The organism is Tumebacillus permanentifrigoris, assembly GCF_003148565.1.
GTDB classification, from domain to species: Bacteria; Bacillota; Bacilli; order Tumebacillales; family Tumebacillaceae; genus Tumebacillus; species Tumebacillus permanentifrigoris.
In genome coordinates this window covers 194,542-216,538 of the sequence record NZ_QGGL01000007.1, presented here as the reverse complement: position 1 = coordinate 216,538, position 21,997 = coordinate 194,542, and the positions used below count along the sequence as shown (strand labels likewise).

The 21,997-nt window shown below is 56.7% G+C and carries 21 protein-coding genes; 11 read left to right on the top strand and 10 right to left on the bottom strand.

The features are described 5' to 3' along the window. Nucleotides 1-34: 34 nt before the first annotated feature. The 5 genes from C7459_RS10100 to C7459_RS10080 all read right to left on the bottom strand — a co-directional run bounded on the left by C7459_RS10100 (nt 35) and on the right by C7459_RS10080 (nt 4,198). Nucleotides 35-328 carry a WXG100 family type VII secretion target gene (locus C7459_RS10100; RefSeq protein WP_109688845.1) on the bottom strand — a complete coding sequence of 98 codons (294 nt, stop codon included), beginning with the start codon at nt 326-328 and terminating at the stop codon, nt 35-37. Nucleotides 329-345: 17 nt separating this feature from the next. Continuing rightward, nucleotides 346-738 (bottom strand): EsaB/YukD family protein, encoded by a 393-nt coding sequence (locus C7459_RS10095; protein WP_109688843.1) that lies wholly within the window; start codon nt 736-738, stop codon nt 346-348. A 72-nt stretch (nt 739-810) separates the two neighbouring features. After that, nucleotides 811-1,101, bottom strand: coding sequence for a WXG100 family type VII secretion target (locus C7459_RS10090; protein ID WP_109688841.1), 291 nt, complete (start codon nt 1,099-1,101; stop codon nt 811-813). A 182-nt stretch (nt 1,102-1,283) separates the two neighbouring features. Beyond that, on the bottom strand, nt 1,284-2,660 hold the full coding sequence (locus tag C7459_RS10085) for an amino acid permease (RefSeq protein WP_109688839.1): 1,377 nt from the start codon (nt 2,658-2,660) through the stop codon (nt 1,284-1,286). Nucleotides 2,661-2,773: 113 nt separating this feature from the next. Beyond that, entirely contained in the window at nt 2,774-4,198 is a 1,425-nt protein-coding gene (locus C7459_RS10080) for a sigma-54 interaction domain-containing protein (protein ID WP_109688865.1), read from the bottom strand. A gap of 181 nt (nt 4,199-4,379) precedes the next feature. Between C7459_RS10080 and C7459_RS10075 the strand changes: the two genes are divergently transcribed. Both C7459_RS10075 and pruA read left to right on the top strand, forming a co-directional pair. Then, on the top strand, nt 4,380-5,591 hold the full coding sequence (locus C7459_RS10075; RefSeq protein WP_109688837.1) for an ornithine--oxo-acid transaminase: 1,212 nt from the start codon (nt 4,380-4,382) through the stop codon (nt 5,589-5,591). Between the two features lie 29 nt (nt 5,592-5,620). After that, the gene (pruA, locus tag C7459_RS10070) at nt 5,621-7,207 is read left to right on the top strand and encodes an L-glutamate gamma-semialdehyde dehydrogenase (RefSeq protein ID WP_109688834.1); all 1,587 of its coding nucleotides are present in this window, start codon (nt 5,621-5,623) and stop codon (nt 7,205-7,207) included. 45 nt (nt 7,208-7,252) lie between these two features. Here the strand turns inward: pruA and C7459_RS10065 are convergent, their stop codons facing one another. After that, nucleotides 7,253-8,059, bottom strand: a complete 807-nt coding sequence (locus tag C7459_RS10065; RefSeq protein ID WP_109688832.1) for an alpha/beta fold hydrolase — start codon at nt 8,057-8,059, stop codon at nt 7,253-7,255. A gap of 276 nt (nt 8,060-8,335) precedes the next feature. Between C7459_RS10065 and C7459_RS10060 the strand changes: the two genes are divergently transcribed. Next, nucleotides 8,336-9,613, top strand: a complete 1,278-nt coding sequence (locus tag C7459_RS10060; RefSeq protein ID WP_109688830.1) for an MFS transporter — start codon at nt 8,336-8,338, stop codon at nt 9,611-9,613. Between the two features lie 160 nt (nt 9,614-9,773). Here C7459_RS10060 and C7459_RS10055 read toward each other — a convergent pair whose 3' ends face one another. Genes C7459_RS10055 through C7459_RS10045 form a run of 3 tightly spaced genes read right to left on the bottom strand, consistent with a single transcriptional unit; the run spans nt 9,774 to nt 11,826 of the window. After that, complete coding sequence (locus tag C7459_RS10055) at nt 9,774-10,103, bottom strand: DUF952 domain-containing protein (RefSeq protein ID WP_109688828.1); 330 nt, start codon at nt 10,101-10,103, stop codon at nt 9,774-9,776. Continuing rightward, on the bottom strand, nt 10,100-10,786 hold the full coding sequence (tenA, locus tag C7459_RS10050) for a thiaminase II (RefSeq protein ID WP_109688826.1): 687 nt from the start codon (nt 10,784-10,786) through the stop codon (nt 10,100-10,102). Before tenA ends, C7459_RS10055 begins: the two co-directional genes overlap by 4 nt. Before the next feature lie 56 nt (nt 10,787-10,842). Then, nucleotides 10,843-11,826, bottom strand: coding sequence for a sensor histidine kinase (locus C7459_RS10045; protein ID WP_109688824.1), 984 nt, complete (start codon nt 11,824-11,826; stop codon nt 10,843-10,845). A 94-nt stretch (nt 11,827-11,920) separates the two neighbouring features. Here C7459_RS10045 and C7459_RS22975 point away from each other — a divergent pair, with 94 nt between their 5' ends. The 3 genes from C7459_RS22975 (at nt 11,921) to C7459_RS10025 (ending at nt 16,099) form a co-directional block, all read left to right on the top strand. Further along, nucleotides 11,921-12,799: a GGDEF domain-containing response regulator gene (locus tag C7459_RS22975; protein ID WP_170119399.1), complete on the top strand. Its 879-nt coding sequence runs from the start codon at nt 11,921-11,923 to the stop codon at nt 12,797-12,799. A gap of 160 nt (nt 12,800-12,959) precedes the next feature. After that, entirely contained in the window at nt 12,960-13,742 is a 783-nt protein-coding gene (locus C7459_RS10030; protein ID WP_109688820.1) for an APH(3') family aminoglycoside O-phosphotransferase, read from the top strand. Nucleotides 13,743-13,903: 161 nt separating this feature from the next. Further along, complete coding sequence (locus tag C7459_RS10025; protein WP_109688818.1) at nt 13,904-16,099, top strand: anthranilate synthase component I; 2,196 nt, start codon at nt 13,904-13,906, stop codon at nt 16,097-16,099. 37 nt (nt 16,100-16,136) lie between these two features. Here the strand turns inward: C7459_RS10025 and pabB are convergent, their stop codons facing one another. After that, complete coding sequence (pabB, locus tag C7459_RS10020) at nt 16,137-17,501, bottom strand: aminodeoxychorismate synthase component I (RefSeq protein ID WP_170119398.1); 1,365 nt, start codon at nt 17,499-17,501, stop codon at nt 16,137-16,139. Between the two features lie 89 nt (nt 17,502-17,590). Here pabB and C7459_RS10015 point away from each other — a divergent pair, with 89 nt between their 5' ends. From C7459_RS10015 to C7459_RS09995, 5 genes are all read left to right on the top strand, one after another. Next, nucleotides 17,591-18,019: a VOC family protein gene (locus C7459_RS10015; RefSeq protein ID WP_109688814.1), complete on the top strand. Its 429-nt coding sequence runs from the start codon at nt 17,591-17,593 to the stop codon at nt 18,017-18,019. A gap of 194 nt (nt 18,020-18,213) precedes the next feature. Then, the gene (locus tag C7459_RS10010; RefSeq protein WP_109688812.1) at nt 18,214-18,423 is read left to right on the top strand and encodes a hypothetical protein; all 210 of its coding nucleotides are present in this window, start codon (nt 18,214-18,216) and stop codon (nt 18,421-18,423) included. Nucleotides 18,424-18,447: 24 nt separating this feature from the next. Then, nucleotides 18,448-20,589 (top strand): S8 family serine peptidase, encoded by a 2,142-nt coding sequence (locus C7459_RS10005; protein WP_109688810.1) that lies wholly within the window; start codon nt 18,448-18,450, stop codon nt 20,587-20,589. A gap of 154 nt (nt 20,590-20,743) precedes the next feature. Continuing rightward, nucleotides 20,744-21,184 carry a helix-turn-helix domain-containing protein gene (locus tag C7459_RS10000; RefSeq protein ID WP_109688808.1) on the top strand — a complete coding sequence of 147 codons (441 nt, stop codon included), beginning with the start codon at nt 20,744-20,746 and terminating at the stop codon, nt 21,182-21,184. After that, nucleotides 21,184-21,996: an ImmA/IrrE family metallo-endopeptidase gene (locus C7459_RS09995; protein WP_170119397.1), complete on the top strand. Its 813-nt coding sequence runs from the start codon at nt 21,184-21,186 to the stop codon at nt 21,994-21,996. The genes C7459_RS10000 and C7459_RS09995 overlap by 1 nt, the downstream gene beginning before the upstream one ends. Nucleotide 21,997: the final 1 nt, after the last annotated feature.

Genomic DNA, 21,997 nt, shown 5'->3' with positions numbered 1-21,997 from the left:
CATGAAAAAACCTCCGGTCCCACACCGGAGGTTTTTATCGTGAACGGGTATGCAGTTGCTTCGCCAATGCATTGTCCGTCTCAGAATAGACATAGGAAGCCTCTTCTAAACACGCAGACATCGTTTCCAGAGAGGCACCGATCTCCCCCATCACGCGCTGGAGGGCGACCCAGAACTCATGGTAGGACTGATAGGAATCTCCCGTCCAGCGCACAGCCTGTGCCGGGTAGTTGATCTGGCGGTCCAGACTCTCCCAGTCTTGGGCCAAACCGTGGGTCTTGCTGTGTTCGTGATTGAGGCGTTCGTAGGAAACTTTGATCGTATCCATCGCAGATGTTCCCTTCTCTAGCGAGAATCCTTGCGAAACTTTTTAAAAAACGAAGTCGCTCGCTGCAAGACCAGAAGTTTATTCTCGTGCGGGAGGGTGAGTTCCTGTTCCACTTCTGGCAGCGGGTTGGAATACTGCGCCGACGGTTGGAGCAACAGGATCGTGCCTTCTAACACACCGTAGTTGTGCAGGGTGTTGGCAGGGTCGAGCAACTGACCTCGCTTCACGCCGATCGTCCAATCGAGCGGCGAACTCGGAGCGCCGGGGATGTGAATGCGCGGGTGCTGGATGAGGAGCGGGAGCAGGGTGGACAGGGCAACATCGCCCGGGAGCTCTACATCAACCGCTCCATTCACCCCTTCAATCGTGACGAGCAGCGGCGGGGCGGACTTTTCAATAGCCAAAGTCATCGAGCGATCATCCTCCAATCGGAAAAAGGCCTTTGCCGCCAAGACAAGCAAAGGCCCTAGATGGTTGTATGATTAGACGTTGAACATACCTTTGACTTGCGATTCTGCATGGCGGTACGCTTCGGCAGCTTTGGTGGTGGCGCCGGAGAATTCACCAAGGGTGTGGTTCAAGGCATCAAGATTTGTTTTCCATTGATGGAACCAAGCGTCGTACTGCTGTTGTGCTTGGCCGTTCCAAGTGTCTTTCAGCGACAAGACGAGGTGCATCAGGCGTTGGTTGATGGCGTTGATCTCGTTGCTGCCGTTTTGGATTTCACGGGACGCGGCATCCAGTTGTTCAGGAGTAACTTTTAAATAGTCCATGTAGGGAATCCTCCTAGCCTCATTGGCAGATTCAAATGTTAGTATGTAGATGATGGCATTTGAATCCAGTATTTGATATCTAGTTTATATGCAATATAGTAGTGTTTCTACTAGTTCCTGTCAATAATTTTCTTTTTACCCACAAAAGACCTCTCAGCCATAGGACTGAGAGGTCTTTTCCGTTATTTCTTTCGTCGTACCACCGCGTAATAATAGATGTAACACCCCACCACAAACGGCACCCCACAATACAGCGCGATCCGCTGATTGGGGTCGAACGCGAGACTGACCAGAACCGCGACATTCAACACCGTCGCGACCAACGGCAACACCGGGTACCACGGCGTGCGGAATTTCAAATCCTCCACACGACCGCCATCCCGCAGATACTTCCGGCGGAAGGCGAGTTGCGAGGCGGTGATCGAAATCCAGCCGACTTGTGCCCCCAGACCTGCCAGCGAGATCAGCCAGAGGTAGACCGTTTGTTCCGCAAACACACTGGAGAGCAGCGAGAGGAAGGCAACGGCCATCGTCAACAGCAACGCGTTCAACGGAACTGCGCGTTTGTTCACACGACCAAGCGCTTTGGGGGCCATGTCGCTCGTGGAAAGCGCGTAGAGCATCCGCGTCGCCGCATACAGACCGGAGTTGGCGACCGAGAGCAGCGCGGTCAGGATGACGAAGTTCATCACATCCGCCGCATACGGAATCCCGATCGCGTCGAACACGGCGACGAACGGACTTTCCACCACGCCCGCTTGCTCATAAGGAATCAACCCGGCCAACACGAACATCGCGAGGACGAAAAAGACCAGCGTCCGCCAGACGGTCGTGCGGATCGACTTCGGAATCGTTTTCTCCGGGTCTTCGCTCTCCCCAGCGGCGATCCCGATCAGTTCGGTGCCTTGGAAGGAGAAGTTGACGGTGATCATGGTTAAGATCAGACCTTTAATCCCATTTGGTAACCATCCGCTGGAGCTGTAATTTGAGAGCAGCGGTGCCGCTTGGCCATTATTGAAATCAAGCAGACCGAACATCGCCGCACCGCCGAGGATGATGAACAGGATGATCACGGCCACCTTGATGCTGGCAAACCAGAACTCTGTCTCCCCAAACGTCTTGGCGGAAAGCGCATTCATCAAGAACAGCACGAGGCCGAACAACAAGCACCAGAACCAGGCCGGAACATCCGCAAACCAGCGTTGCATCAACGCGGCCGCCGACAACAATTCCAGTGCGACCGTCACCGCCCAGCCGAGCCAATACAGCCAGCCGACGGCAAAACCAGTGCCAGGGCCGATAAATTTGGTGGTGTAGGTCTGGAAGGAACCGGAGACCGGCATCGCCACCGACAGTTCACCGAGACAGAGCATCGTCAGGTACATGATCAGTCCGCCGACGAGGTAGGACAGGATCGCACCGAACGGGCCCGCTTGCGAGATCGTGTAGCCTGAGCCGAGGAAAAACCCGGTTCCGATCACGCCACCTAGCGAGATCATGAACAAGTGGCGGCTCTTCATCGTTCGTTGTAGCTGCTGGGGTTCGTAGGATTGGGACATTGAGGGAGAGCCTCCTTTTTTCAGTTGAAGATGATTGCGATTGTACTACTTTAATTACAATGCAAGTATCATACCAAATCAAAATATTCTCGACAACTACTACAAACGCGAATTTACGCCCGAAGTCCGAGTCGTCGAGCTCGGTATTGTAAGCTCTGGCGGCTCAATCCCAATTCCTTTGCCGCCCGCGAGAGATTGCCATCATGCTTGGCGAGGATCTGCTGAATATAGTGTCTCTCAAAGTCTTCCAGTTTAACGCGCAGGGTTGCGGGGGGAGCGGAGAAATTTGCTGCTCCTGCCAATCCCAAATCCTCGGGTGTATCGATCCGACTCAGCTCTGTAGCTGTCTCAGACGGCTCGGCGTTGCTCGCCCTCGCAATGGTTTGGCGGCGCAGATGGTGCAACGGCAAGTGGTGCATCCCGATCTCGCGCTCGTCGTCGATCAAGTTCATCGCGCCCTCAATCAGATGTTGCAACTCTCGCACATTGCCCGGCCAGTCATACTCGGTGAAAAAGCTGCGCACCTCTGCACTGACCCCGTCCACATCCATCTGAAACAGGTGGTTGTACTTGCGGATAAAATGATCGACCAACATCGGCACATCCTCACGCCGTTCACGCAAGGGGGGGAGCATCAGCGTGACGACGCCGAGGCGGTAGTAGAGGTCTTTGCGCAGGCGCTGGTGGGAGATCGCTTCAATTGGATCTTCATTGATGGCCGCGATGATGCGGACGTTGATCACACGATCCTTCGTATCCCCGATGCGACGGAGCGTTTTTTCCTGCAACACGCGCAGGAGTTTCGCTTGTAACGGCAGGCTCAGCGAATTGATCTCATCGAGAAACAGCGTGCCGCCCTCCGCTTGCTCGAACAAACCCGGTCGTTCAATCGCTCCGGTAAAAGCGCCCTTGGCTGTTCCGAACAGCAAACCTTCAATAAGAGAGTCTGGCAACGCCGCACAGTTTTGGGACAAAAACACACCACCTGCGCGCAGGCTGGCGTTGTGAATGCTTTGGACAAAAAGCTCCTTGCCCGTCCCGGTCTCGCCCGCGATCAAAACGGATGACGACGTGCGGGCGGCACGCTTGGCGTTTTCCATCACCTCGTGGATCGCGGCACTCTCACCGATGATGCTCTCGAAGGTGAAGCGCGTGTTGCCTTTTTCCTGCTCCAAGAGGTTTTCACGGATCAGCCGCTCAATTTTGGTCACGTCGTTGGCGATCTCAATCGCTCCGAGTAGCGTTTCCCCTTCGAGGATCGGGTAGGTGTTGTTCAAGGTGGTGATCGGCTTGCCTTTGTCATTGAAATACGTCTGTCGCACGTTGCGAATCGCCCGCCGCTCGCGCAGGCAGCGCAACAGCGTGGAGTCCTGCTCGGCGGGGAACTGGAACACGTCGAGCAGGTTTTTGCCGAGGACATCGTGCGAGGACATCGCTTCGAGCTCCGTCATCTTGCGGTTGTAGACGACCGTCGTGCCCTCTGCGTCGATGACATGTACACCTTCATTGATTTCATCGAGGATATGTTCATAGATCATCAAAAATCGCTCCTGAAGTGCCAAAAAAATTTGCCTCCTTCGCCGCCAAACTATTTTGCCTATGCCAAATAGTTTGGCATACTGCGGCTATTTTTGCACCCTTTAAATCACTCTTACGATTGGCATCATTCTTGCAGTATAATGGAGTATAATCCAATCGCACCCAAGGAGGCATTCCCTCATGACCCTTACCCAACGCATCATCGACCAGACCGAAAAGTTTGGTGCGCATAACTATCATCCGCTGCCGATCGTCATCGCCAAGGCAGAGGGCGCATGGGTGGAAGACCCGGAAGGCAACCGCTACATGGATATGCTCTCCGCGTACTCCGCTCTGAACCAAGGACACCGTCACCCGAAGATCATCCAAGCGCTCAAGGACCAAGCGGACAAAGTTACGCTGACCTCGCGCGCGTTCCATAGCGAACGTCTCGGCGAATTCTACGAAAAACTCGTCAAGTTGACGGGCAAGAGCATGATCCTGCCGATGAACACAGGCGCTGAAGCGGTCGAGACCGCTGTAAAAGCCGTTCGTCGCTGGGCCTACGATGTGAAAAAAGTTCAGGAGAACATGGCGGAGATCATCGTCTGTGAAGGCAACTTCCACGGCCGTACCACCACGATCACCTCGTTCTCTTCGGACGAATCCTATCGTCGTGGCTTTGGTCCGTTCACCCCGGGCTTCAAGATCATCCCGTATGGCGACCTCGAAGCGCTGAAAGCAGCGATCACTCCGAACACCGCCGCCTTCCTCGTCGAGCCGATCCAAGGCGAGGCAGGGATCATCATCCCGCGCGAGGGCTTCCTCAAGGAAGCATATGAAACCTGCAAATCCCAAAACGTGCTGTTCGTTGCCGACGAGATCCAAACCGGATTTGGCCGCACCGGCAAACTGTTCGCCTCGCAATGGGAAGGCTTCACCCCGGACATGTACATAATGGGCAAAGCATTGGGCGGCGGCGTGTTCCCGATCTCCGCAGTGGCAGCCGATGCAGAAGTGCTCGGCGTGTTCGAACCGGGTTCCCACGGTTCGACTTTTGGCGGCAACCCGCTCGGCTGTGCAGTCGCGATCGCGGCGTTGGACGTCATCGAGGAGGAGAAGCTCGTGGAGCGCTCCCTCGAACTCGGCACCTACTTTATTGAAAAGCTTCGTGAGATCAACAACCCGGAGATTGCGGACATTCGCGGTCGCGGCCTGTTCATCGGCGTCGAGCTGACCAAGCGTGCGCGCCCGTACTGTGAGAAGCTCAAGGAACTCGGCCTGCTCTGCAAGGAAACCCACGAGACCACGATCCGCTTCGCACCGCCGCTCACGATCAAGCAGGAAGAACTGGATTGGGCGATTGCCCGCATCAAGCAAGTGTTGGAAGTTCCGTCGAACGTCGCAAACTAATTTTGGAGTAGAAGAGGAGACTGTTACCGATGACCACCCAAACCCTGTCTCGCACGATCACCCCGTATGCGAACGAACCGTTTACCGATTTCACCCGCCCGGAAAACAAGCAAGCGATGGAAGCGGCGATTGCCAAAGTGAAATCTACGCTGGGCCGCGACCTCCCGCTGCACGTCGGTGGCGAAAAGATTCACACTGAAGGCAAGCTGGTCTCGATCAACCCTGGCCGTGCTGATGAAGTGATCGCGCGCGTCTCCAAAGCTTCGCAACAGTTGGCGGAGCAAGCGATGGAACACGCCCTCACCGCCTTTGAATCGTGGAAAAAGGTATCGGCCCGCGAGCGCGCCGAGTACTTGTTCCGCGCGGCACACCTGATGCGTGAACGCAAGCATGAGTTCTCCGCGCTGATGGTCCTCGAAGCCGGGAAAAACTATGTGGAAGCGGATGTTGACTGTGCAGAAGCGATCGACTTCATGGAGTTCTATGCTCGTGAAGCGATTCGCCTGAGCGAAGTCAACATCCACCACCCGCTGACCAAAATCGACAGCGAAGAAAACATGCTGACCTACATCCCGCTGGGTGTTGGCGTGGTCATCCCGCCGTGGAACTTCCCGCTGGCGATCTGTGTCGGCATGACGACCTCTGCGATCGTCTCGGGCAACACCGTGCTGCTCAAGCCGTCCTCGCTGACTCCGGCGATCGCGCACAAGTTCGTCGAACTGATGGAGGAAGTCGGCCTGCCTACTGGCGTTCTCAACTTCATCCCAGGCTCTTCGGCAGAAGTGGGCGACTACCTGACCAAGCATCCGAAGACGCGCTTCATCTCCTTCACGGGTTCCAAGGAAGTCGGTCTGCACATCAACCGTCTGGCGGCTGAAACGGCAGAAGGCCAGATCTGGATCAAGCGCGTGATCGCAGAGATGGGCGGCAAGGACGGCATCGTCGTCGACGAAACGGCTGACCTCGAAGCAGCAGCAGCGGCGATCGTCGCTTCGGCATTTGGTTTCCAAGGTCAGAAGTGTTCCTCCGGTTCCCGTGCGATCATCGTGGAATCTGTCTATGACCAAGTGGTGGAGCGCGTCATCGAACTGACCAACCAACTGGTGATCGGCCTGCCGGAACAAAACTTTGCGGTCGGTCCGGTTTCCGACAAGAGCGCGTATGACAAAATCCTCAACTACATCGAGATCGGCAAGACTGAAGGCCGTCTGGTTGCAGGTGGCGGTGCAGCGACGGAAGCTGGCAACGGCTTCTACATCCAACCGACCGTGTTCGTCGATGTGGATTCGAAGGCGCGCATCATGAAGGAAGAGATTTTTGGCCCGGTGCTGGCGATTTCCAAAGCACAGGACTGGCAAGATGCGATTGCCAAGTACAACGACACTGAGTTCGGTCTGACCGGCTCGTTCTTCTCCACCGACGAAGTGCGGATCGTAGAAGCGTTGGAATCGATGCACTGTGGCAACCTGTACATCAACCGCAAGTGCACCGGCGCACTGGTTGGCGTGCATCCGTTCGGCGGTTTCAACATGTCGGGCACCGACTCCAAAGCGGGCGGCCATGACTACCTGTTGCTGTTCACACAGGCGAAATTGATGTCGCGCAAAGTGAAGTAAGCTCTCGCCAAAAAAGGATCGACCCCTAGCGGGTCGATCCTTTTTTCATGAGCGGGCGAGGTAATCCAGCAGGATATCGTTGAATTGCACAGGGATCTCCATGTTGACGATGTGCGCGATGTTCGGGAGCACGAGCAATTCGGAGAGCGTGACGCGCCCGTGGAGCAGGGTGGCGATCTGCGAGATGTCCGGGTAATCGAGTTCGCCCGCGAGGATCAGGGTAGGGGCCTTGATCTCGTGCAAGCGTTCGATGACGGGCGGTTGCAGGAACTGCGGGAAGTTCTCTGGCTTCGGCAGGGTGAACGCGTGCTGCACCATATCGAGGAAGCGCTCGCGGATGGGAGTCGGCACGCGACCGGGTGCTTGACCGGGCCCTTCGAGCCATTGGTTGGTATAGACGTTCACAGAAGCTTCGAGGTCGCCCGTTTGCAACACGCCGTTGAAGGTGGTGAGGTCCGCTTGGCGGGTGTCGGTCATCGGGAAGCCCATCAGTCCAGAGGCGATGAGCACGAGGCGATCCGTGCGGTTCGGGTGTGCCAATGCAAATTCGAGGGAGCAGTAGCCGCCAAAGGAGAGGCCGCAGATGTGGGCTTTCTCGATGTTCAGGTAGTCGAGCAGGCCAGCGAGGTCGTCATAATTTGTGAAGGTCCCTGCTGCCTTCGAGGACTTGCCGAAGCCGCGCATGTCATAGCGGACGACTTGGAAGTGCTTCGCGAGTTCGTCAAACTGATCGTCCCACACGCGGGTGTCCAAATTAAAGCCGTGTACGAGCACCAACGCCGGGCCATCGCCTGTTGTTTCATAATAGATTTGGGCGCCGTTGACGTCCGCATAGCCGGTCGTATGTACCATGAGAGTGTCACCTGTCTTTCGTCGATGTGATGATGCCAGATTAGTTTACCAAAGTTTAGGGGGAGGTGGTAGAATGAGAAAAATGGAGTGCGAGCGATGGATGGATGGGAGGCATGGACATGGAAGTGCGAGTTGAACTTCGCCGCGTGATAAAAAGAGACCTGGCAACCGGTCTCTTTTTTCTATAAACTAATTCATCGGTAAGGTATTTAAGGAAGGAAAATGGAGATGAGTTTTGTATAAGTAAGTGTAGAGAACACTAGGAGGACAAAATTCATGCAGACAGATGCAGAAACCAGCACAGATCCCGCGTCACTTGTAACGGCTCCCACACAGCAAGCGGGCGGGTTGTTCAGTCCCTTGCGCCAATCGCGAAATTTTGCGGCGCTGTGGGGGGGACAGACGTTGTCGCGATTTGGCGACATCCTGTTGACCTTCATGTTGCCGCTGATCGTATACGATCTCTCCGCCTCGACCGCAGCGATGGGCAAGATCATGATGTTGATGATGTTGCCGCAAGTGATCCTGTTGCCGTTCACCGGACTGTTGGTCGACCGCTTGAATCGCGTGCGGCTGATGATCGGCACCGATATCGTTCGGTTGGGCCTGTTGCTCCTGCTCGCTGTGTTCAGTGCGAACGACGCGTTGACGCTGAATACGCTTTACGGTTTCGCAGTGATCTCTGGTGCGATGAGCGCCGTGTTCAACCCGGCGTACTCTGCCGTTCGCGCCCAAGTGTTCACGCCCGAGATCCGCAACGCCGCGAACTCCCTGACCACCTCCAGCTCGCAAGTCGCGCAATTGATCGGTCCGTCGCTCAGCGGTGTGCTGATCGGGCTGACGACCTATACGATCGCGCTGGGGATCGATGCGCTGACGTTCCTCGTCTCCATCGGTAGCTTGCTGTTGCTAAACGTGTCAGCGCCGATCCGCGCTTCCAAGCAAGAGTTTTCCTTTGTCCAAGACTTGCTCGGCGGATATCGCGAACTCCGCAAAAGCTCCTGGCTGTGGATGACGATCCTCGCGTTTTGCTTCATCAACATCGCGTCAGGGGGTGTCCTCGGCATCCTCCTGCCGTGGTTGGTCAAACTTCATCTCGGGTGGGACGGGACCGCTTATGGTCTGGTCTTGTCGTCCTCCGGCGTCGGGGCGCTGGTCGCTGCGTTCGTCTTCGGACGGCGGCAGGTCTGGCGTCGGCGCGGTCTGATGGCGTATACCTGCACCTCCCTGAGTGGCCTCACGCTCATCGCGATGGCGTATACCGAATCGTTGCCGCTCTTGATGCTGCTCAGCGCGTTGGAAGGCGGCCTGATGATGATCTTTGGCTTGGTTTGGGAAGTGAGTTTGCAAGAGCTCGTCCCAGAGGAGGCGTTTGGTCGCGTGGTCTCCTTGGATATTTTCGGCTCGATTGCGCTGATGCCGCTCGGCTACCTCGCCACCGGGTATCTCGCAGAAGCGTTCGGCGGTCTGAATATCATTCAGATTGATGGGGTGCTCGTCACGCTGTTGGCAGCCGGCATGTTGCTCATACCGGCGATTCGCAAGTTTGACTAGTGCAAAGCGCTAGGTGATGCGGCCTCAATGCACCCAACACCAACACCAACACCACCGGAACCCGACACGATTTCATTTACCAGCCAGTCTGTCCGCTGCTTCGCAAAAAAAGCCCTCCGCGTCTGCGGGAGGGCTTTTTTCTACGATTCGAACCGATCTGCTACAGCTTCCAGCCGTCTGTGCCGCGCTCCATCTGACGCACGTCAACGATCGCGTCTGTGTTCAACGCGCCGTAGATGTGTGGGTAGAGCTGACCGTCGCTGGCTTGCTCATACTTCACTTCCGCTGTCACGCGTTCCTCGTCGATCACGAGCAACAGCAAATCACCCTCATACTTCGAGTAGACGCGGTTCATCACGCGCACCAGCAGATCGTCGCCACAGGTGGCGTGGATGAACCCCTCCTGCTCATAGTCGCGAGGGACGTACTCCGACTTGCCGGCAAACTGTGCCCAGTACGGGGCGGGCACCAAGCAGTAGATCACACTCATTTCGCGACCGCCACGTGCTCCGCATAGGGCCACTGCTCCAGCGTGTAGGCCATCTGCCAGAACGAGTACTCGTAATCGCTGCTCAGGATGAAATGTTGCTCCATCCGGCGCTTCTCCTCCTCAGACGCCAGCTCCGCCAGCGCGTCGAGCCGGTTGATCTGCTCCTGCACCAACTCCCCGAACCACTCGCCACCGTAGGCGTTGATCCAGTCTTGGTAGATCGGCTCCGGCGACTGCACACCTTTGTAGCGTTCGCCGATCTCCCAGTACAGCCAGTAGCAGGGCAGGAGAGCTGCGATGATCTCGCCCAGCGTCCCGGTGTAGGCGACCGCCATCAGGTGGTTGGCATAATTGTACGCGGACGGTGCCGGCCGGAAGTTCGCTTTTTGCTCCTCCGAGATCCCGAGGCGCACGGAGAAGTTGCGGTGCAGGTCCATCTCCGCTTCATACGTGCCCTGTGCGTGGAACGCCATGCGCGACATCGTTTGCATGTCGGTTGCACGAGCAGCACCCAATGCTTGGACTTTGGCGAACACGGAGAGGTAGTAGGAATCGTTCAGTACATAATGTTGAAAAGCGTCGAGCGGCAGCGTGCCGTCCGCCACCCCGGTGACAAAGGGGTGGTCGAAGCTGGCTTGCCAGCTTCCCTCGACCTTTTGACGTAAGTAAGCAGAAAATTTCATGTTGGAACAGCCTCCAGTCTGGCAGTGTTTTCACAACACTGCCAATTGTAGCAGACTTAGCGCTCAATCGGAATCCTGACTAGAAATCGACTGCCCTTGCCCGGCTCTGATTCCAGACGGACCTCGCCGCGCAACAGCGTGACCAGATTGCGCACGATGGCGAGCCCGAGCCCTGTGCCGTTGTATTTGCGCGTCGTGCCGCCATCCACTTGGGTAAAGGGCTCGAAGATGTAGTCGTAATGCCCGCGCTCAATCCCGATCCCCGTGTCCTCCACAGAAAGTTCCAACGCACGAGGCAGCCTCCGTGCCGTTATCATCACATGCCCGGTGTCGGTGAACTTGATCGCATTGTTGACGAGGTTGACGAGAATCTGCTCCACTTTGATCGGATCGGTGCGCACCGTGCCGACCGGGTCGGGGAGGTGCAACACGAACACGACACTTTTTTCGTCAGCAAACACTTGCATCTCCTCATGAATCTGTTCCATCAGCTCGTCGATCTGAACGTCCTCGAATCGAAGTTGTTCCTTGCCATTCTGAACCTTGGAGAAGCTCAGGATGTCCTCGATCAGCCGAAGCAGGCGGTTGGCACTGCGGCGGATCACTTGCAGGTCGGCGCGCAGTTCGTCGGAGATCGGGCCATCCTCCCCCAGTTCAATCAGTTCGATGTAGCCGAGGATGCCATGCATCGGCGTGCGCAATTCGTGCGAGATCGCCGCCATGAAGTCGTCTTTTACTTGCAGAGCTTCGGTGAGTTCGGCGTTTTTGACGGAGAGTTCGGAGGTGCGCTTTTCCACTTTGGACTCCAGCATCTCGTTGAGATGGTGGAGTTTTTTCAACAGCCGGTCGTTCTCGAACAGGGTCAGAATTTGGAGCACGATCATCAGCGTCAGCGCGATCGTCGACCCGATGACGATCCAATGGACCTGTGCGAGCCACACCGTATCGTCCGCTTGCCAGAGCCACAGCCAGAGACCGAAACACCCAGTATGTAAGGGAATGAACAGCCACAGTGCTCGTCGCCAACGCCTCACGTTCATCCGATCCCTCCTCCCTCCCGTTCAAGATATGCGGTTCACATCGGCTTCACCCGTGAATAAACTAGGGAAACAAGGAGCTGAGCAGGTGAGAAACATGGCGAAAATCTTGGTGGTCGACGATGAAGCGATGAACGCCGCGCTGTTGGTTCGGCACTTGAATCGACTCGGCTACGAGGTACACGAAGCCCGCAACGGGTTGGTCGCGCTGGAGATCCTCGAACGGGAGGAGTTCGACTTGCTGTTGCTCGACGTCATGATGCCGCACCTCGATGGATTTGAAGTGGCGCGGCGCGTGCGCGAACATCCGACGCGGCATCAGGAGACCAAGATCATCTTTTTAACCGCGAAGAGTTCGATCGACTCGAAGTTGGAAGGCTTGCAGCTCGGGGCGATCGACTACATCACCAAACCGTTTGACTTCCGCGAATTGCAGGCGCGCATCAAGATCATTTTGCAGGACGTGGAACGGCGGAAAAAGTTGGAGGTCGCCGCCTACACGGACTTCCTGACGGGACTGTCCAACCGGCGGTACGTGAAGGAACAACTGGTAGCTGCCCTGCAAAGGGTGGCGATAAGGCCGGAACCGTTGATGCTGATGCTGCTCGACCTCGACTCGTTTAAGCGGATCAACGATACCTACGGACATGTACAGGGCGATGTCGTGTTGGTCAAGGTGGCGCAGATTCTGCGTCAAGCGGTCGGCGCAGAGGATGTCGTCGGGCGCTACGGTGGGGAGGAGTTCCTGATCCTGCTCGTCGGACGGACGATGCCAGAGGTGCTGGCCGTCGCTGAGTCGATTCGCGACCGCGTGGCGCAACACCCGCTACAACTGGGGGGGACGCTCGAGGCGATCACGATCTCGATCGGGGTCAGCGAGTATGGCGGCGGCGCGCTCTCCGAATGGATTCACAGCGCCGACCAAGCGCTCTACCAAGCCAAGAAGACCGGGCGCAACCGCGTCGTGCAGGCCTAAATTCCGTCTATTTCCGGAATTTGGGTCTTTTTTGGCGAAGGAGGAACTCGGGGTAAGTCGAACTTACTACAGTGGAATCATTCATTTGGATTGAAATTAGGGAAGCGAGCTGGAGACCTGAGAGGTCTGCGATAGGTGCGAAAGGCGGGCGATAGTCGAAATGGTAGAAAGTCTGCGTGAGGTGATCGGGAACTGCCGATGGGAAGAGTTGACGATCGGTCGCTCCGGTGCGACGATGCATCGCTTAGTTGGGTTAGAAGGGCAGCCGACCCGCTATCTGAAGATGATGGACCGCTTCAGCGGAACGGCGCTGGCGTTTGAAGCGGAACGGATGCGCTGGGCGGCACAGCGCTTGCCCGCTCCCGACGTGTTGGAGTTTCGGGAGGAAGGGATCATGGAGTACCTGCTGATGTCGGAAGTGCCAGGCGCACATGCCGCCGACCCGATGTGGCAAGGGCGGACTGCAGAACTCGTGCCGGTGCTGGCACAGGGATTGCGCCAGATCCACGCGACCCCGTGGCAGGAGTGTCCCTATGAGATGCGACCGGGTTGGCTGTTGCAGATGGCAAAAATCAACCTGCATAGCGGGCTCGCGGATGTGGACGCAATGGCGGCGTTGCATCCGGGACAGAGCGCGGAGGATGTCTTGCAGGAGTTGATCGCGACGCGTCCGGAAACGACGGAGCAGGATCTCGTGGTCGTACATGGCGACTACTGTTTTCCGAACATCCTGCTGAACCCGGATGATCTGCAGATCACCGGATTCGTCGACTGGGGCAACCTCGGGATCGGGGATCGGTACCTCGACCTCGCAATCGCGGTGAAGAGCATCATCATGAATGTAGGTGTGGAGTGGGTCGAACCTTTTTTACAAGCGTATGGATTGGAAAAAAGGGAGGAAACCAAGCTGCAGTGGTTCCGGGTCTTGGACTCTTTTCTGTAAGTCGATTGCCGCTTGAAGACCGATGGTGTTATAATTTAAGCAGTTTAGAGCGTGTTGAGTTGAGATGAGATGAGACAGGACAGCCGAGTAGGTTTGTTGAGCTGAGATGAATTTCAAACTACATCTTCCTGTTCTCCTCATAGTAGAGGAGGAAGTTTTTCATGAGCATTCTATCCAATTTGAAGTTTGCGTCTGAGGAAAAGACCTACACCACCCGCGAAGGCATCGCGATCTACCGCTCGCTGGAGCAAGTCGAGATCGCGGGCGCTGTCGAGCGCATCCTGCACGGGATCGACGAGCGGCGCGGTGCGCTGTTCTCCAGTTCCTACGAGTATCCTGGCCGCTATTCACGCTGGGACATCGGGTTCCTGAACCCAGCTCTGGAGGTGCGAGCGTCCGCTTCTGGGCGGAGCTTCACCCTCACAGCGCTCAACTCGCGCGGCGAGGTCTTGATGGACCTCGTCGGGAATTTCTTGACCGCCCATCCGGCGATCTCCCTCACCGAGCGCACCTCCACGATCCTGCAAGGGACGATTCAAGCCTTAGAGGCGTTTTTCTATGAGGAGGAACGCAGCCGCCAAACGTCTGTGTTCACCGTGATTCGCGCTGTCAAAGACCTGTTCGCCAACCCGGAGGACGGCTTCCTCGGGCTCTATGGCGCATTTGGCTATGACTTGATCTACCAATTGGAGCCGATTGAGTTGCAGAAGGCGCGCGATGCGGATCAGTCCGACTTGGTGATGTTCCTGCCTGATGAGTTGATGATTGTCGACCACCAGATGAATTTGGCGTATCGCTTGACGTATGAATTTGAAGTGGGCGACCGCTCGACCCGAGGATTGCCACGCGAGGGTACCGATACCGAGCGTTCCTTCCCAAACGTTCCGCTGCCGGAATATGTGCCGGGGCGCTATGCACAGACGGTGCGCGGGGCGATGGACTACTTCCGTCGAGGCGACATGTTCGAAGTGGTGCCGACGCAGTCGATTTTTGAACGCTGTGCAGATCGTCCGTCTGATGTGTTCAGCAAGCTCAAGCAGATCAACCCGAGCCCCTATGGGTTTATCATCAATTTAGGCGACGAATACTTGGTCGGTTCGTCGCCGGAGATGTACGTTCGCGTCGAAGGCGATCGCGTGGAGACCTGCCCGATCTCAGGCACGATCAAGCGCGGGCAAGATGCGTTGGAGGATGCGGATCGCATCCGTGAACTGCTGAACTCGATCAAGGATGAGTCGGAACTGACGATGTGTACAGACGTTGACCGCAACGACAAGTCGCGCATCTGCGTGCCCGGTTCTGTGAAGGTGATCGGCCGACGCCAGACCGAGATGTACTCGCACCTGATTCACACAGTCGACCATGTCGAAGGGCGGTTGGCCCCGCAGTACGACTCGCTCGATGCATTTATTACCCATATGTGGGCCGTGACGATCACGGGGGCTCCGAAGCCCGCGGCGATTCGTTGGATTGAGCAGAATGAACCTGCGCCACGCATCTGGTACGGTGGTGCGGTGGGGTATCTAGCCTTCAATGGCGATCTCAACACCGGCCTGACCCTGCGCACGATTCGGATCAAAAACGACGTTGCGGAGATTCGCGTCGGCGCGACGGTGCTCTACGATTCGATCCCGGAGGATGAGGAAGCGGAGACGCTGACGAAGGCGGCGGCGCTGGTGCAAGCGATTCGCAGTGTGCGCGAAGGCAAGCTGCCACAGAAGCTGACCGGATTCCCCCCCACGCGTCCAGGAGCCGGCAAGCGGGTGCTGTTCGTCGACCATGAGGATTCCTTTGTCCACACGCTGGCGAACTATTTCCGTCAGACCGGGGCGGACGTCGTGACGTTGCGTTCGCACTTCGCACGTCAGGCGTTGGCAGAGGGGCGTGAACACTTCGACCTCGTGTTGCTCTCGCCAGGGCCAGGTCGACCAGAGCAGTTCCAGTTGAGCGAGACGATCTCGCTCTGCGTGGCGCGTGAACTGCCGGTGTTCGGCGTCTGCCTCGGGTTGCAAGGCATCGTCGAGCACTTCGGCGGTGCGCTCGATTTGTTGCCGGTGCCGCGTCATGGCAAGCCGGCGAAGGTGTTACAAGTCGGACAGAGCGAGATGTGGGCTGGATTGCCAGCGGAGTTCACCGTCGGGCTGTATCATTCGCTACATGCGGCACAACTGCCAGAAGTGCTGCGCGTGACGGCTCAAACGGAGGATGGCATCGTGATGGGCGTGGAGCACACCGAACTGCCGATCACCGCCGTGCAATTCCACCCGGAATCGATCATGACCGCCCGCAACCAGTTGGGATTGAAGATGATCGAGAATGTGCTCGGTCGGCTGTCACAACCTGTGCATTCGAAGTAAAAAAAGCCTTTCACGTCGCGGGACGTGAAAGGCTTTTTTACACCCATTCCGGGCGGATCGTACCAGCGGACCAACGGTCGATGGCGCGGAGCATGCCTTGGGCTTTGACTTGCGTTTCCTTGTACTCGTCCTCTGGGTCGGAGTCAGCGACGATGCCACCGCCAACGTAGAGGCGAATTTCGCGCTCGGCGGTGTAGGTCATCGTGCGGATCGCGATGTTCCACGCGGAGTGGCCACGCGCATCGAGAAAGCCGAGCGCCCCGGTGTAGATGCCGCGGCGGGAGTTCTCCAGTTCGTGGATGATCTGCATAGCGCGGATCTTCGGCGCCCCGGTGATCGAGCCGCCGGGGAAGGTCGCTCTCAGAATCTCGCTCGCTCTGATCTGCTCAGGCAGGCGTCCGCGCACGACCGCGACTTGGTGCCAGACAGTGCGATGGGCTTCGAGGTCAAAAAGCACTGGGACTTCGACACTGCCCGCTCGGCAGAACTTGCCGAGGTCGTTGCGTTCAAGGTCGACGATCATCAGCAGTTCGGCGCGATCCTTTTCACTGGTGGCAAGTTCGTCGCGCAGGGCGAGGTCGGACGCTGCATCTGTACCGCGTGGGCGAGTGCCTTTGATCGGGATCGTTTCAATCGTCTGCTGGTCCCAGCGGAGAAACAGTTCGGGTGAGCCGCTCAGGATCACATAGCCAGGGATGTTGAAGTAACCTGCATACGTGCCGCCATTGGTCTCGCGCAGGGCGAGGAACAGCGCCCACGGGTCGCCGTCCGCCACCTCCACCGCGATCTGATACGTCAGGTTGGCTTGGAAGATGTCGCCTTCGCGGATGTACTGCTTGACTTGACGCACGCGGTCGAGGTAGTCCGCCTTCACGATCTCCGGGCGCAGCGGGGAGCGGGCGACGGGTGTGGTGGGAGCTTCAACAGGAGCGCAGGGTTCCAAGCACCAACTGAGGAGCTCGTCCACGGCTGTGTCTGCCGATGCGCTTTCCGTTACTGCGACCACCCAGGTCGCTTTTTCCAGCACGTCGAGGATGACCGCCTTGCCGGGCAGGATCAGCACGCCATCTGGAATTCCGTGCGGGTTGGGCTTGGCGTCCCCGATGCGCTCTAAGTTCCAACCCAGCTCGTAGCCAAGCGTTCCGAGCACGCCACTGAGATAGGGCGGGGCATCTGCAGGAGCGTCCACTTGCGGAGCCTCTGCAAGCAGTTGGTCAATCGTTTCAAATGGGCACTGTGGATCATCAAAGCGCAAGTCCACCCGGCGCACCGGGTCCCACGCGAGGATCATATACCGTCCGTGTGCCCCGCTGTCCAGCCACAAGCTGTACGGCAGATGGGCGACGCGGGCGAACAAAGCTATCGGGTCGAGCGCTTGCTCCAGTCTTCTCCATGCGGCCAACAAACTCTATCACCTCAGAACGTTCTCGTAAAAATGACGTGGTCATTGTACTATATCTCCAGTGGGAAGTACAGGAAAGAGGGTGCATCATGTTTACCACGCACGGCTTGAATCACATCACGCTCCACGTGCAGGACCTAGAGCGGTCCCTGCACTTCTATACAGAGATCTTGCGCATGCGCCTCGTCCAACAGGGGCCGGATTATGCTTACCTCGAATCTGGCAACACGTGGTTTGCGATCTCGCACCAGCCGTCATGCGCGGCGGTACAGGCGCAAAAAGGCGTCCACCACCTCGCCCTCACCGTTCAGCGCGAGGACTTCGAAGCCGCCGTAGAGCACTTGCGCGCACACAACGTCCCGATCGTCCGCGAACCGATCCTGCGCGGCATCGGTCAGGCGGTAAATTTCCTCGATCCCGATGGCTTGCAGTGGGAGTTCCACTGTTCCAACCTCGCGGAACGGATGACGGTACTCAATGAGATGGAACAAAAAAAGTGGGGCTCCAAGCACGTTTGACCTCTACGCTCGTGCCAATGCAGCAGGGGCCGACTCGACCTATAGGTCGGGTTTTTTCATATTCCGACATATACTTACATTGTCAATATGACCTTGGTAGAGCACAGGATTGCACCTTCGGGTGATACTCACGCCCCTGCACAATTCGCTATATTTAAGTCAGAAAAAGTAAAAGACGAGGGAGGCACCACCAGATGGCCTTGAAAAAGAACTGGATTCGCACGATGACCGCTACCCTGCTCGCATTGAGTGCAACAGGTCTTGTCTTCAATACACCGCTACCTGCGACCGCTACCACGACGAGCGGTCTGACCTCGACTGTGCTTGACCCGGCGTTGCTCGCCAAGGCCACGACCATGCTCGACACCGACTCACAAAAAATCATCCTAACATACACCAGCTAGCCGACCGCAGATGACATCAACGCCTTGAAAAAACTCGGCATCACCTCCGCAACCAAACTCAACGAACTGCCGATGGTGATCCTCAACGTCAACAAACCGCAACTGCTGTCCCTGCTGAACACGGCGATCCCGAACTTGCAGTCGGTCTACGCGGACCAGAAGCTCGAATACTACCTCGACAAATCGGTCGCGCAGATCGGTGCGGAGGAGAACCGCGAGACTCCGTCGATGGGCTTTTCCGGCAGAGGCATCGGTGTCGCCGTCCTCGATTCTGGGATTGATGGCACACATCCCGACCTGAAGTTCGGCACCCGCGTCGTGCAGAACGTAAAAGTCGTCGGGGAGGAAGCCGTGTCCGACTATCTCGCTCCTACCTATATAGAGAACGTGCCGGACACCGACAACGCAGGTGGGCATGGCACGCACTGTGCCGGAATCATCGGTGGAGATGGGACATCGAGCGGCGGGACGTATGCAGGGGTGGCACCAGCTGCCAATCTGATCGGGATCGGAGCCGGGGCGACGATTGTCATCACCTCCGCGCTGGAAGGGCTCGACTATGTGCTGACCCACCAGTACCAGTACAACATCCAAGTCGTCTCCAATTCCTGGGGGTCAACAGGTGAGTTCGATCCGAACAACCCGATCAATGTCGCGACGAAAAAACTCCACGACCGTGGCATCAGTGTCGTGTTCGCAGCGGGGAACGAAGGCCCGTCCGCGAACACGCAAAACCCGTACTCGGTCGCACCGTGGGTGATCGCAGTCGGTGCCGGGGACAAGGAAAAAGGCACGCTCGCCGATTTCTCCTCCCGAGGCATCCGCGACGACAGCCTGTACCACCCGAGCATCGTCGCACCGGGTGTGAACATCATCTCGACCAAAGCCAAACAATCGGTGCTCGCCCCGCTCTCCGCACAGGATGACGCGGCGATGATACCGCCCGCCTATCTGCCATACTATACGACGATGAGCGGAACCTCGATGGCGACGCCGCATATCGCCGGCGTAGTCGCTCTGCTGGAGGAGGCGAATCCCAACCTCACGCCCGACCAAGTCAAGTCGATCCTCCAAGACACCGCGACCCGGATGCCAGGCTACAGCGAATTCGAAGTGGGCAAAGGCTATGTGAACGCCTTCGCCGCGATCGACAAAGCGCAGCACCTCGATCGCACCTATGGTGCGGTGGTGAATCAGACCTTTAACGCCAAGTACACCGGCTCCGTGGACAGCAAATCAGAGCAAAAAGCGTGGAGTCCGGCGGCATCGAGCACCTTCACATTCACCGTCGGCGACAACGCGCAGATCACCGACTTCACGGTGGCGTGGGGGGAAGCTGCGAATCTGCTGACCGTGCGCGTCACGGCACCGAACGGCACCGTGACCACCACCAACGCCAATTTGCTCGGCGCTGTCTATGGCACGCAAACCTCGATTGCGTTGAACAAGCCACAGAAAGGCACGTACAAAGTCGAAGTGCTCGGTGCGCTTGGTACCGTGCTTGGATTGCCAGATACGGTGAACTTCTCGCATCGGACCTACTACGGCACGTTCTCCGGGATGAATGACATCGCGGGCCATGCCTATGAGGGCGCGATTCGCACGGCGGTGGAGAAGCGTCTGATCGATTCGGCGGACGCGACGAACTTCCAGCCCAACGCGCTGATCACCAAGGGCGACCTCGCACGCTGGATCGCCTCCGACTTCGAGATCCGCCAGAACCTGACCCAACCCCTGCCGTACACGGATGTCCCGGCGACACTTGCACCGTATGTTTCCGCTCTCACCGCACAGGCAGCGCCGATGCGCGACGTGTTCTGGACAGGCGGGAACGTCCTCTCCGGCAGCACCGCCACGACATTTGGCACACAGGAAAGTGTCAACCGCGCCGCCCTCGCCGTCGCCCTCGTCAAAGCGTTCGGCCTCGACGACCTCGCGCAACAGAACATGACGACCGCGACCGACTTCGCAGACGATGCCTCGATCCCGGCCTCTGCACGCGGCTACGTCGTCGTCGCCACACAAAAAGGCCTGCTCGCAGGCTTCGTCAACCAATCGCTGATCGAAGGCGCCGCTCCGACCGAGAGCTTCAAACCGCTCGACAACGTAACTCGCGCTGCCTTTGCCAACAGCCTCGTGAACAGCTACAATACCTTCTTGCAATAAAAAAGAGGCCCTCGTCGCGCGACGAGGGCCTCTTTTTTGTATCTAATTCATTGACAAGGCATAGGATAAGGGAGTGTTTTTAGTAAACAAAACATTGACGAGCAATTTGGAAAAATGTATCATGAAAATATGAAGTCAGTGAGGAAGTGTATATATGTCTACGATGTTTAATAAACTGGTTGGCCGTCGGATCGCTGAAGAATTGGAGAAACGCAACATGTCGCAACAGCAGTTAGCTGATCAGGTAGACTGCTCGAAGCAAGTGATGAGCAAGATTCTTCGCGGTGACAAAAACATCACGATCTTTGAAATGCGAACAATTGCGGATATCCTGGGCGTTACCGTGGACGACTTGTCGAAACCCTCGGCAGTTACCGATCTGGAGTTGCTTCGCAAGCAGGTGGACTTCGAACCGTTCTTTATGGGAGAGGTCCAATCTGAGGAAGGACAAAAGGGAGTACGCCGAGCACTTCGGATCATCGACCTCATTCTTCAACAGCAGGATATTCGGGAACGGATCAATCAGCCTGAGTTCAAAGCCAGAATGCAACAGACAGCTGATTTTTCAGGCTTGAGAAGTCTGGAGGGGGAATGATGAGCAAAATCGAAAGTACGTTACGTTTTCACAACCAAGCAACCTACCTAGAAGTGGAGTTGCTGGCCCTGCAAGACCTCAGTAGCAAGTTCCGCAACCGTGTGTTGCAGCAGGACTTGTTCCGAATTGTAAAAGAGCTGCCCGATTTCCATCTGTTGAAGTTTACGATTGAAGACCCAGAACTCTGTGCATTTGCTGTGCACAAAGCAGATCAGAATTTTATTTATGTAAACACTCTTCACCCGGCCGATCTGCAACTTTTTTCGTTGGCGCACGAACTCTATCATGTGTTTCACGATGAAAAATATATCCGGCTAAGCAGTGATATCGTGAAACGTTCTGAGACCACGTACCAAGATCAGGACATTTCAGAGATGCGGGCGAATTGTTATGCCGCGTGCCTCTTAATGCCACGGCTGTATTTGGAGGACGAAATGCTCCGACTCGGTATGCAACGCAGCGCAATTGAACTGATCGATATTGTGAGGTTGATGGATGCGTTTGCTGTTCCCTATCAGGCGATGGTCCTCAGACTTTGGGAGTTGGAAATTTTGAACGAGGCACAGGCACGTCAATTTTTGGCTATCCCAGATCGTGATCGGCAACAAGGGGTTTTGAACCTGATCAACCAGACCGGATATGCCTTGCAATGGCAAACGGTTCAAGACGAGCATGAATACGATCAATTGCGCTATCTGGCTTTAGAGAATTATCGGAACCAAGGCATTTCGCGCAGACAAGTAGAAGGGGTCTTTTCAATTATGAATTTAAGCGTTGATACCTTTACCGGGAACAAGGGAAGAGAAGGGTGAT